This is a genomic window from Paenirhodobacter populi (genome assembly GCF_004022215.1).
Taxonomy (GTDB): Bacteria; Pseudomonadota; Alphaproteobacteria; order Rhodobacterales; family Rhodobacteraceae; genus Rhodobacter; species Rhodobacter populi.
In genome coordinates this window covers 1-11,187 of record NZ_SAUZ01000050.1, presented here as the reverse complement: position 1 = coordinate 11,187, position 11,187 = coordinate 1, and the positions used below count along the sequence as shown (strand labels likewise).

12 protein-coding genes are annotated in these 11,187 nt (G+C 60.0%); 5 read left to right on the top strand and 7 right to left on the bottom strand.

The window, feature by feature from the left end; all coding sequences use genetic code 11:
• Positions 1 to 214 precede the first annotated feature (214 nt).
• The 3 genes from D2T30_RS24340 to D2T30_RS22260 all read right to left on the bottom strand — a co-directional run bounded on the left by D2T30_RS24340 (position 215) and on the right by D2T30_RS22260 (position 2,811).
• Positions 215 to 1,039, bottom strand: coding sequence for a peptidase associated/transthyretin-like domain-containing protein (locus D2T30_RS24340; protein ID WP_449295450.1), 825 nt, complete (start codon positions 1,037 to 1,039; stop codon positions 215 to 217).
• Positions 1,040 to 1,615: 576 nt separating this feature from the next.
• On the bottom strand, positions 1,616 to 2,353 hold the full coding sequence (locus tag D2T30_RS22265) for an MgtC/SapB family protein (RefSeq protein WP_206613063.1): 738 nt from the start codon (positions 2,351 to 2,353) through the stop codon (positions 1,616 to 1,618).
• A 26-nt stretch (positions 2,354 to 2,379) separates the two neighbouring features.
• Complete coding sequence (locus D2T30_RS22260; protein ID WP_128210575.1) at positions 2,380 to 2,811, bottom strand: hypothetical protein; 432 nt, start codon at positions 2,809 to 2,811, stop codon at positions 2,380 to 2,382.
• Positions 2,812 to 3,231: 420 nt separating this feature from the next.
• Between D2T30_RS22260 and D2T30_RS23285 the strand changes: the two genes are divergently transcribed.
• Positions 3,232 to 3,483 carry a hypothetical protein gene (locus D2T30_RS23285; protein WP_164881865.1) on the top strand — a complete coding sequence of 84 codons (252 nt, stop codon included), beginning with the start codon at positions 3,232 to 3,234 and terminating at the stop codon, positions 3,481 to 3,483.
• Positions 3,484 to 3,674: 191 nt separating this feature from the next.
• On the opposite strand, the gene D2T30_RS22255 is transcribed toward D2T30_RS23285, so the two are convergent.
• A complete protein-coding gene (locus D2T30_RS22255) occupies positions 3,675 to 4,229 on the bottom strand; it encodes a flavodoxin family protein (protein WP_128187674.1) in 555 nt (184 codons plus the stop codon).
• Positions 4,230 to 4,514: 285 nt separating this feature from the next.
• Here D2T30_RS22255 and D2T30_RS22250 point away from each other — a divergent pair, with 285 nt between their 5' ends.
• The 4 genes from D2T30_RS22250 (at position 4,515) to D2T30_RS22235 (ending at position 8,606) form a co-directional block, all read left to right on the top strand.
• Positions 4,515 to 5,105 carry an NADPH-dependent FMN reductase gene (locus D2T30_RS22250; RefSeq protein WP_128187673.1) on the top strand — a complete coding sequence of 197 codons (591 nt, stop codon included), beginning with the start codon at positions 4,515 to 4,517 and terminating at the stop codon, positions 5,103 to 5,105.
• The gene (locus D2T30_RS22245) at positions 5,102 to 5,743 is read left to right on the top strand and encodes a TetR/AcrR family transcriptional regulator (RefSeq protein WP_206613062.1); all 642 of its coding nucleotides are present in this window, start codon (positions 5,102 to 5,104) and stop codon (positions 5,741 to 5,743) included. The genes D2T30_RS22250 and D2T30_RS22245 overlap by 4 nt, the downstream gene beginning before the upstream one ends.
• On the top strand, positions 5,736 to 6,101 hold the full coding sequence (locus D2T30_RS22240) for a DoxX family protein (RefSeq protein ID WP_128187672.1): 366 nt from the start codon (positions 5,736 to 5,738) through the stop codon (positions 6,099 to 6,101). Before D2T30_RS22245 ends, D2T30_RS22240 begins: the two co-directional genes overlap by 8 nt.
• A gap of 564 nt (positions 6,102 to 6,665) precedes the next feature.
• Entirely contained in the window at positions 6,666 to 8,606 is a 1,941-nt protein-coding gene (locus tag D2T30_RS22235) for a TonB-dependent receptor domain-containing protein (protein WP_241651379.1), read from the top strand.
• Between the two features lie 292 nt (positions 8,607 to 8,898).
• Here the strand turns inward: D2T30_RS22235 and D2T30_RS24280 are convergent, their stop codons facing one another.
• The 3 genes from D2T30_RS24280 to mbfA form a co-directional block, all read right to left on the bottom strand.
• The gene (locus tag D2T30_RS24280; RefSeq protein WP_206613061.1) at positions 8,899 to 9,039 is read right to left on the bottom strand and encodes an integrase core domain-containing protein; all 141 of its coding nucleotides are present in this window, start codon (positions 9,037 to 9,039) and stop codon (positions 8,899 to 8,901) included.
• 19 nt (positions 9,040 to 9,058) lie between these two features.
• Complete coding sequence (locus tag D2T30_RS23470) at positions 9,059 to 9,466, bottom strand: hypothetical protein (RefSeq protein ID WP_206613060.1); 408 nt, start codon at positions 9,464 to 9,466, stop codon at positions 9,059 to 9,061.
• A 511-nt stretch (positions 9,467 to 9,977) separates the two neighbouring features.
• Positions 9,978 to 10,955: an iron exporter MbfA gene (gene mbfA, locus D2T30_RS22225; RefSeq protein ID WP_128187670.1), complete on the bottom strand. Its 978-nt coding sequence runs from the start codon at positions 10,953 to 10,955 to the stop codon at positions 9,978 to 9,980.
• Positions 10,956 to 11,187 lie beyond the last annotated feature (232 nt).

Sequence of the window (11,187 nt, the reverse complement as noted above, 5' to 3'; positions counted from 1 at the left end):
GCCCCATCAGAACCTCAACCTGCCGCAACTTCGAGACAATCTCTTCCGGCTTCGGCCGCTTGTTTGCCATTCTCGATCCTCCGTTTCCTAAACATAACAGCGGACCACTTCAGTGGGGGAGGATCAGTTATACATGTTGCAAAAATGGGCACGTCGGCGCGTCACGTCGTTTTTTCGTTGATCTCATGCCACACGTTCATTCTGTAGTTCACCCCTAAAAGTTTTCTTTTCTAGCCAGTGTGTTGAGTAATGCACGCTGATCATCAGCAGGAGAGACAAGCGATATTTTTGGCTGAGCATACAACGGATGCAGCGACTTCCACCCCACCCCAAGGTGCGAGGTCGCGCGCGATCCGACGACTGCAAGGTGCTGAGCGGGATCATCTACGTCAAACGGTATGGGCCGCGGTGGCACGATGAGCCTGCAGTCTATGGCCCCTACAAAACCCTGTATGACCGGTTCTCCTGCTGGTCTCGGATGGGTATCTTCGCGCGGATATTCCATGAACTGGTGCCGCCAGGCAGCCAGGGCGGCACTCTGATGATCGACAGCACGTTCATGAAGGCACACCGTGCTGCGGCCAGCGGTCCACCTCGCATGCCCGGGCCACCCTCGGTCCATTCCGCGTCCGGGTCGATGCCCACGACCCGCGCGGCGATGTAGCGTTTCTTCTGTTCGCGGATCGCGGCGTGGGCGCCCGCGCCGGCCTGCTCCGCGATGCTGTGCGAGGGGATTGGCGGTGTCACGTTCCTCATCGTGCGTATAGGCAGGATACTTCAGATAGACATATTCACTCAATGCATCCGGGAAGAAGATCTGGCTTGTCAGGATCGTCTTCCGGCCTAGGAACACCTTGTAATGAATATGGCGCGCGCGGCCACGATACCAGCCGGGATCGATCGTGTCGAAGGTGACGATGCCGTTGTCGTTGGCCAGTTGGGTGCCGCGCAGAAAGCTCTGTCCGAAGGTGTCCTGATCCGGGTTCGCCCCCATGTTCGCATAGCCCGAATAATATCCCTGCGCGTCGCATTGCCGGATTTCGACCCGCGCGCCTCTTACCGGGCGGCAGTCACGATCTGAATCTGCATCATGAGCGGAATGCCCGCTTTTCCTTCGGTGATGTCCTGCCGAATAAGGTCTGGGTGCAGGTAATATGGCCTTCGGTCTTTTTGGGCTTTACCGTACAGACATTGGTGGTGACCTGCCCCTGCTCTGCTCCCCGGGTTTGGACCGCCGCGATCTGGAGTTTCGCGGCTCTGTGCTCTGCTCCCCGGGTTTGGACCGCCGCGATCTGGAGTTTCGCGGCTCTGATCACGGGGGCGGGCTGGTTGCACCACCGGGAATATGCAGGTCGATCCGAAACCCCCTGTCAAACCGCGCAAGGGCAATGATACCCGGACAGAAGATTGTCTCGTCGTTCTCAGTTCGTCCTGCATGTCATGTCTGTATTGAACGCCCTGATGCGCCATCTTTCGTGGGTTCATCGTTTGCGGTTTCCGAAAAATCGTCTTGGGCCGGGTGGGGCGACAGGCAGAAAGCCAGTTCTTGCTTTCGCACGCGCAGGTCACGTTTTTGCGTCTCGATCCGCGCCAGGGCGGGTGAGCCGATGCAGGTTCAGCCGCTTGCCACGCTCTCGTTTTCCAAGGGAGTGAAGGACAGCTTGCGCATTCCGGCTTGGTCTTGAAATCTCCGGGCAAGGCTCTCATAATCGACTTGCATTTTCCGCGTCGACGCGAGGAGCACATAACGGCGCGATCCTCCCACCCAGTCCTGCCGGAATGACATCGGACCGGCATGCAGGCCGTGCCCGGCAAGGATGGACGTAACGCCCTCACCATCCAGGTCGCTTTCGGCATCGACGGTAAGTTCGATTCGAACAGAGGGCTGCGGCGGTGCCAGATACTGAACGATACGCAGCACAAACAGCACGACCAATGCAATGACCGTTCCGATCGTCGCAAGTTCAAGAAGCCCCGTCCCGAATACGATGCCAAGCGCGGCGGTCAGCCACAGCGATGCCGCCGTGGTCAGGCCCTGAACAGAGACCCCTTCGCGGAAAATCACGCCAGCGCCGAGAAATCCGATCCCGGTCATGATAGCATGCGGCATGCGTGACATGTCAGAGATGCTTTGCGTGCCATTGGGTAAAACCGCAACCCATTCGCCCATTCTGAGGGCAAGCAACGTCAACAGGGCTGAGGCGAAACAGACAAGCGTGTGAGTACGCAGGCCCGCGGGTTTTCCCTTGAACTCGCGTTCCAGACCGATCAGCGCACCTGCGGCCAGACTGAGAAACAGGGGCAGCATCACATCGGTATCATGCAGCGCGGCAAGGAAACTGTCAGACGTCATTCGAACCTCACGCGACATTGATGCAGTCAAACACGCCAGTAAAGCCTCGGTTCCTCCCGGGTTTCGCTCTGGCGGAAAACCGGCACGAAGATTTTCCGGCGGTGCGGTGGCCCTGCGACCTGCTCCGACACAATCCGGAGGCGGTATGCCTTCTGCCTCGGCATCCTGCCCGGCGTGGTCGCCGCGAGATACGTTTCCGGCGCCTTCTTTGCTAATTTTGAGGCAAGCAGGCCATGATGGGCAGAGGCAACTTCAGCGACGAGTTCAGGCGTGATACGGTGGCACAGATCTCCGAGGGGGCTACCCGAGGGGCAACCGGTATATTCGGCGGTTGCTTTACCTTGGTGCCATGGGGTGATCTCTGCTCGCAAGAGCACCGATCTGGGCGAGGACTGGCTGGGCAGCATGCTGACGAGGAACCCGCTGAAGATCGTGGCCATCGCATTGGCCAGCCGCATGGAAAGAGCCGTCCGGGTAATGCTGAGAACAGGTGAGGCCTGGCGGGCTGCATGAGGAAATGGATTTCCGGGCCGATAACGGCCTGATCGAAATGGCGTGGGCAAGGTGAGATTGATGGTAAGCTGACACACACAAGGCTGGGACACCCCGTTTGCACCAGAGCGCCAGGAGCGCGTGCCATTGACAGGGGCCCGAACCTCACGCGGACGTTCATCAGGGTGCGCGGGAAAACCGCAGATCAGACGCCGAATACATGGCCGCACCCGACCAGTTGCCAAAGATCATCACACCTCTTGTCACGCGGGAGCCATCCATACATGGTTCAAGCCCAAGGACGACGGCGTTTGTGGCCGAGCATCGGGAACAGTTTTCCATCCGGGCCATGTGTCGGTGCCTGCGCATCCAGCCGAGTGGGTTCTATGCCTCTGCGATGGCACGTCCCCTATGATCCGTCGGACGAAGGGCTGATCCGCGTAGCGCGAGGCGAAAGGCTGATGCCCGGCGAGGGTGGCATTGACCTGATCGTGCGGGCAATGGTGATCCCGGAGGACATCACCATCAGCGTCGAGATCCCGCATCGCGAACTGGCCACGAAGATAGATGCGCTCGGCCGGGCGGAAATGGCGATCGCCGCGACGCGGGCGGTCCTGCGCGCGGCGGGCCGCGCCTGACCGGACCGGAGCGCAGGCCCCTCCGACGATGCATTCCGTCTGGAGAGGGCATCCACGCCATCAACAGAGCCCATATTCGCCCTACATACCGCAACCCGGCACAGTCGTCCTGCCGGGTTGGGCCTTTTGCCTCAGGTGGTTCACAGGAAGTTCACAACTCCGCCGCTTTCGCATTTCAAACGCGATAGCGATCAGCCCGCAAAGCGCGTGGCGATGGCTGCGACCCGTGCGCCGTATTGCTTTGCGGTTTCAAGATCGCCATTGGGGATCGCATCCGCCCCGGCATCGGAGGGCGACTGCGTCAACACGCCGACCGAGGCGCCAAGGTTGTTCACATCGGCGCGGGTCGCCGCCAGAGTGTTCGCCGGCAACAGGCCGAGGCTGACCCAGATACCGCCGTGCTGCGACGCAAGCGTTTGCAGGAAGTTCAACGTGGCCTGTTTGTCACCATTGAGGCTGGCGCTGTTCACGAATCCGCCAAATACCTTGTCCTGCCAGCCGCGCGTCGCCCAGACCTTCGAGGAGGCATCAGCGAATTTCTTGAACTGCCACGGTGCGCCGCCCATGTAAGTAGGCGAGCCGAAGATGATCGCATCCGCAGCGGCAAGTGTGTTCCAGCCCGCCTCGGCAAGATTTCCCTCGGCGTCGATGGCGATCAGATCGGCCTGCGCTCCTTCGGCCACATATTCGGCGATACGTTTCGTATGCCCGTATCCGGAAAAGTAAACGACGATGGTTTTTGCCATATCTGTCTCCTTTGCAACGTATGGTGTGAGAAGGGATTATGATGTGCGGCGCTGGACGCGATCCGGGCCGGAGCGCTCGCCGCGATGGATGCAGACGGTCTTGACGGGTCGCGCGGCCTCCGTCGGACCGGGAAATCCCGCAGGCGTCAAAGCGTGAACGCGCGTTCCCCGTTGCGGCAGTCTTAGGTTCATTTCCACGCGCCTGATACTCATGTTGTCTCTTGCACGCACCAATATGGTATCATACCATACCATGCAATAGATGATGGAACGTGAGGAAACGTCTTGCTGCGGTTTGGATTGATTATCGGCTCGACCCGGCCAAGGCGCTTTGCGCAGATCCCTGCGGACTGGCTGCTTGCCGCTGCGGCAGACCGGACCGACTTCACACTCGACGTGCTGGACCTGCGGGAAGCGGATCTGCCGTTTCTGGACGAGTCTTTTCCACCCGCGATGCTCGGAGGCGCCTTTGCGAACCCCAAAGCGAATGCGTGGCGGGCGCGCCTCAACCATTATGACGGCTTCATCGCGACGGTGGCCGAATACAATCACGGCCCCACCGCTGCGCTGAAAAACGCCTTCGACAGCGCCTTTCTCGAATGGCGCCGCAAGCCTGTTGCCTTTGTCGGTTACGGCACGACAGGCGCGGCCCGCGCGATCGCGCAACTTCGCAGCATTGCCCTCGGGCTTGAAATGGCGCCTGTGCGCAGCGAGGTGACGATCGGGCTCGAACCTTTCATCGCCGTGCAGAACAACGAAAAGATGCTGCGCGACTACGGCTACCTGAACAGGGCATGCACCGCATTGTTCGATGATCTCGTCTGGTGGGCTTCGGCGCTGAAGGCTGCGCGGAACAAGCTGCGGGTGGTCGCGTGACGCGGGCATTCCCTTTGACGGCGCGCGGCGTGGCCCGGTTGCAGACCTTGACCGACACCGCCGCGAGCCTTTTTCTTGACCAGGGATACGGGGCGGTCTCGCTAGATATGCTCATCGCGCGGGCTGGCGGGTCGCGGCGCAACATCTACCAGCATTTCGGTGGCAAGGAAGGCCTCTTCATCGAGGTCGTCACCCGCCTGTGCGAGGAACAAGGCCAGCCGCTGCGGGATCTCGACATCGAAGGCGATGAGATTGGCGAGGCGCTGACCGCGTTCGGCCACAAGGTGCTGGAGATCGTCCTGCAACCACGCACGCTGGCGCTGCACCGGCTGATGATTGCCGAAGGGCAACGTTTCCCTGCCCTGTCGCAGGCGATCTTGCGTTCGGGGCACGAGGCCGGGGTCAAGACCCTTGCCGAATGGCTGCGCAATCGCCGCTGCATCCTGCGCGCGGAACTGACGCCGGAAGTCCTTGCCGAGCAATTCGTCTCGCTGCTGATCACCGGCCCACAGCTGCGCGCGCTTGTCGGGCGGGAAAGCCTGCCGCTTTCATCCGCCGAAATCGCCCGTCTCGTGCGGGAAACGGTTTCGGCATTTCTTCATGGAGCCCTGAAGGGCGGAAAGAGTCCCGATGCGTAACCTTCCCTGGAAATCCATTCTTGCCTGGCTGCTTGCGGCCTTCTTCGTCGTGGGCGGGATTGGCAACATCTTCGTCTCATCCGAGATTGCCGCCGACTACCGGCGTTGGGGATATCCCGACTGGTTCCATTTCATCACTGGGGCGCTGGAGCTTTCTGCGGCGGTGCTGATCGCATACCGTCCGACGCGCCTTTGGGGCGCTTGTCTTGCCAGCGGTGTCATGGTTGCGGCAGCGTTCACCGTCCTGTCGCACGGCGAGTTCGCCCACGCCATCGCACCCCTGATCGTATTGGCCGTGGCGCTGACGGTCGGTTTCCTTGCCTTCCGGGAGAAAGCCTCGCAACACGCTGGATCGTAAGGCACATTCGTTCCGCTATTCCGATAGAACGCTCCCATGCCGGGCCTGGCCAAGCTATCAGCCGGCACGGCGTTCCCGGATTTCATGGGCAGAATCCCCGCGCGGCGGGATGGTCGGAAAGCGGCGCAGATGATGCGCGTTCTTTTGCAGGCAGCGAAGCGTCAGGAGCGGCATCCAGAGCAAGGCACTTTTCTGCTCCCAAAGCGCGATTCGCACACACCTGACGGATGATCCGCGGGCTATTTTATTGTCGTCCACATAGCCGTGCGCGAAGTCCTTGCGATGCCCTGCGCAAGACAATGCCCGTCGGACTCCATCATCAAAAGCCCATGGGCAGGCTGATTCCTGACAGAAACAGTTTACATAGCGTCAAGTCACAACTATTTGAGGGGAAATCTTACTGAATCTGTCAACACAAGGAAATTATCGGTGCCTCGACAAATCCCATCCATGCAGTCGCGCAATTCGCTCAAATCACGACTTCTGTCGGGTTGTACGATTGGCCTCCTGTCACTGCCTGCTGGTGCCGGGGCACAGGATCTGACCACTGAAACAAACAGTTCAGTGCTTGACGAGATCGTGGTCTCGACCGCGTCCAGCATCGCGACCACCGTTCAGGATGCACCCGCATCGATCACCGTGATCGATCAGAAGATGATAGAGCAACAGGGCGGCCGCGACTTGAGGGATGTGCTGCGGCAGGTACCCGGCCTGAACCTGACGCGAGGGAATGACGGCGTTTCCAACGTCTCGTTCCGCGGCCTCCCCGCGAGTCGCACGCTGTTCCTTGTCGACGGCAAGCGGATCAGTTCGCGTAATACGTTTGCGCGGCACTATCAGGGCGATTTCGGCAATGTGCCGCTCGATGCGATCGAGCGCATCGAAGTGGTGCGTGGACCGATGTCCACGCTTTACGGATCAGACGCCATGGGTGGCGTGATCAACATCATAACCAAAAAATCCACCGGGGTATGGTCCGGCTCGGTGACCACCGACTTCGGTTTCGGTGAAAAATCCACGACCGGCGACAACCGTCAGATCTCGGGCTATGTCAGCGGCCCGCTTGGCAACAACGTGACGCTGTCGGCTTGGGCAAAGGTTTCGGAACGCGATGCTCCGGATGCCTTCAAGTACACCGACACCAGCGGCTCAGAGCAAAGCGTCTATGGTTCGGATGGTTCGCGCGTACGCACGCTTGGCGCGCGGCTGAACTGGGCCCCGACCGATGCGATCGAATGGGGTCTCGAAGCCACGACATCGACCGAAAACTACCTTGCCAGCGAAGGTGGCCATGACACCAACAGGGTGACCAAGGATGGCCTGACGCTCTCCAATGACTGGCGCCTCGGAAACGGGACGCTGTCGAGCTATCTGCGCTATGAAACCTCTGGCAACAAGTCATGGAGCACCGCGAATAACGTCTGGGGCGAGGCGATCGACTATGACACCACCACTTTCGAGACCCGCTACACGTCGCATACGACGATCGCCGGCCGCAGTTTCGAATATACCTTTGGCGGGCTGGTCGCGCATGACAAGCTGAAAGACCCGTCAACCAATGCCAACGGCGCACTGATCAAAGGCGATGTGGATACCTCCGCGCTTTATGCTGAAGGCCGTTACAGCGTGACCGACAACCTGTCGCTCACAGGCGGCCTGCGTTTCGATCATCACGAGGAATTTGGCAATCACGTCACCCCCCGGATCTATGCCAACTATGACCTTGGCAACGGGCTGATGCTGAAGGCAGGCTATTCGCAGGCATTCGTTGCACCTGACCTGCGGAGCCTCAACCCCAACTACCGGCTGAGCTCGCGCGGGAATGGCTGTAAACCCTATCCGGGTCCGTGCATCATCTATGGCAACCCGAACATAAAACCCGAAACCTCGGACAATTACGAGATCGGGCTGAACTTTCAGGGCGCTGTGACAAGCTGGGAAATCACCGCTTTCTACAACGACGTGACCGACATGCTCGGCGCGCGCAAGACCGGTGAAGTCGACCCCGCAACGGGCTACAACATCTTCGAACGGACCAATATCGACGAAGGCAAGACGGCCGGTATCGAGGGGGGGCTCACCTGGGATGTTCGCGAAGGCCTGACCTGGACGAACTCCTTCACCTATATCGCCAAATCGGAATTCAAATATGAATTCCTCGATCATGCCTTCCCGATGGCGACCACCCCGAAGTGGAACGTGACGACGGGGGTGAACTGGGCCGCGAACGACCGCCTCGATCTGTCGGCCTCGTTGACCTATGTCGGCAAACAGGTCGGCTATGTGACCGAGGCAGATCTGAGCGCCGAGGAAGCTCGTGCGGTTCCAGCAGGCCAGAACAAGGACCCCTACGTTCTGGTTGATGTCGCCGCGGCGTATGATCTGACGGAGACAACTACTCTGAACGTCGGGATCAACAACCTCTTCGACAAGCAACCTGCCAGTTCGTCTTCCTATCGCGAAGATGGTCGCCTGTTCAAGCTTGGCCTGACGACCAGATTCTGATTGGCCTTATATGAGGCTGGCCGGAGGCCGAAGCTTCCGGCCTTTCACATGTGATATTGCCGGTCGGTGGGGCATTAAAAGCTGCGGCGAAGAATTCATCTCCGAACAACACCAAATGCGTCGATTCTGTGGGATAAGGTGCGGTCAGGCGAGCAAGGTCGGCCTTCGCCGCTGTTTCATCAAGGAAGACAAAGCGCTCAGGCAGTTCAGCAATGGTAGGCAGACGATGCTCGAACCAGTCGTTGCGCTGTTTTCTTACCTTCGTGTATCGACCCAGCGGAATCTGCCCAGGTTAGGCCGCTAATCTGAATGCCTCGGCAGGCGTGCGCATTGCAAGCGCCTGATGAGGGCGGCGGTTGTTGTAGAAGCTGATCCAGTCACCGATAGCGCGGGTCGCGTGCTGGAGCTGTCGAAGCGCTGGCGATGGGCGCATTGCTCCTTCAGTGTCCGGATCACGCGCTCGACCATGCCATTCTGCTGCGGGATGAGCCATGGTGCCGCCACTGGTTCAAGGCCCATGGCGAATGTGGGGTGATGAACTCCTGCTTCAGTGTGGCCCAGCCATCCCGCCCCGCCCAGACCCGACACATGTCGGTCGACCAGCGCTCATTCGGGGCCTTGGCCACAGACGGGATCGCCTCGATGCGGGGGCGCATCCCGATGGGCCGCTTTCGAACCTGCCTGCCCTTGAGCTGAAAGACCCGCTGCACCGTGTTTTTGTTAAAGCCGAGAAGCCAGGCCACGGTTCTGTAGCCGAAGGACGGTTCCTGTTCGATCATGGCCTTGATCGGCTCGGCGAAGCGCGGATCGGCCTTCGGAGCCGCCTTGGTTGGCCGGTCATAGACGGTCCGGCGGGGCACCCCAACCAGGCGCAGGGCCTGGTCAGTGGCACCTTGATGCCCTCACCGACGACTTTTCTATGCATGAAGAAGGCGTCTGAGAAGCCCGGCAATTGCATAGTGATGTACCGCGGCACGTTCAGCATCGGCCAACGCATCGCGCAACGTCCAGAATGTGAAATCCGGGTCCTGGGTCATAAGTTCTTCATGGAAACTGATATGCGAGGCCAGCTTGCCAGTTCCGGCTGGACGCTTCAGCGGGGAGACACCGGCTTCACCCGTACTTCTGATCTGGCGCGCCCACCGCCCGCCCATAGCAGGCGACACCTGTGTTAGTGCCGGAAGCCAACGTGCTGCTTCCCGCCCCGTCTAGGCCATCCCAGATTAATCTAGCAAACCGCTCCCGGAGCCCATTTGGTAATGGTGTTGGGATGTGATCCTCCCATATCGGGAGCATCACAGATCACACATCAGGGGATCCTGCCGATCCGAGCTTTCCTCGAAACGCTCTAACTTCGTACCGCCCTTCTTATCAACCTGCGCCGATCAATATCCCGGCAAGGAAAACCAGCGCGCCGCCCAGGACTACCTGCACCACCGCCCGCAGGAACGGCGTTTCCATATAGCGATTCTGAATCCAGGCGATGACCCAGAGCTCGACGAAAACCACCGCAATCGCCACCATCGTCGCTGTCCAGAAATCCGCGATCAAATAGGGCAGCGCGTGGCCAAGCCCGCCCGCCGCCGTCATCAGGCCCGAGGCCAGGCCGCGCTTGATCGGGCTGCCCCGGCCTGAAATGACCCCATCGTCATGCGCCGCCTCGGTAAAGCCCATCGAGATCCCCGCTCCCACCGCCGAAGCCAGACCGACCAGCAGCGTTGTATGGCTGTTCTGGGTGGCGAAGGCCGTGGCAAAGATCGGTGCAAGGGTAGAGACCGACCCGTCCATCAGTCCCGCCAGCCCCGGCTGTACCCAGGTCAGGATGAAGCGACGATAGGCAGCGCGGTCCTCTTCGGCACGGACATCGCGGGGAAGGTTCTCGGCCTCCAGTTCCTCAGCCTTCTTTTCATGGCCCTGCTCGTCAGCGGCGAGATCACCTAGCAGTTTGCGCGTCGCGGCGTCCTGCGTATGGCGCGCGGCATGGTGGTAGAAAGCGGCGGCATCATGTTCCATCGCCTCCGCCTCCGCCCGAATGCGGTCGAGCGAGAGGTTCGCCGTCAGCCAAACTGGCTTGCGCGCAAAGAAACCCGCCACATGTTCGCGTCGGATCAGCGGGATCACCTCGCCATAACGGGCACGGTGACGTTCAATCAGCAAGCGGCGGTGTTCATCTTCCTCATCCGCCATGCCATCGAACACCGCCGCCGAGGCCGGATATTCTCCACGCAGCTTTTCGGCATAGAGCCGGTAGATGCGAGCGTCATCCTCTTCGGACGAAATGGCGAGGGCAAGAATTTCCTGTTCGGAAAGATCGGAGAAACGGCGACGCAGGACAAGGCCGGGAATCATCTGAAGTCCTCAACTTATAATCATTCTAAGTTAAGCACATTCCTACCATACGCAACCCTAACCGGTGCCGGGCGTGTTCTCCGCACTCGTCGATATCCACCAATCGGCTTTGATGATGTGACCGCCCTCCGACGGCATCTGTGTGCCAAGGTGGGCCTGCAAGGATCCACATAGGAGAGCGGTCATGTCGGAGATTACCACTGTCGGGCTCGATCTGGCGAAGAATGTGTTC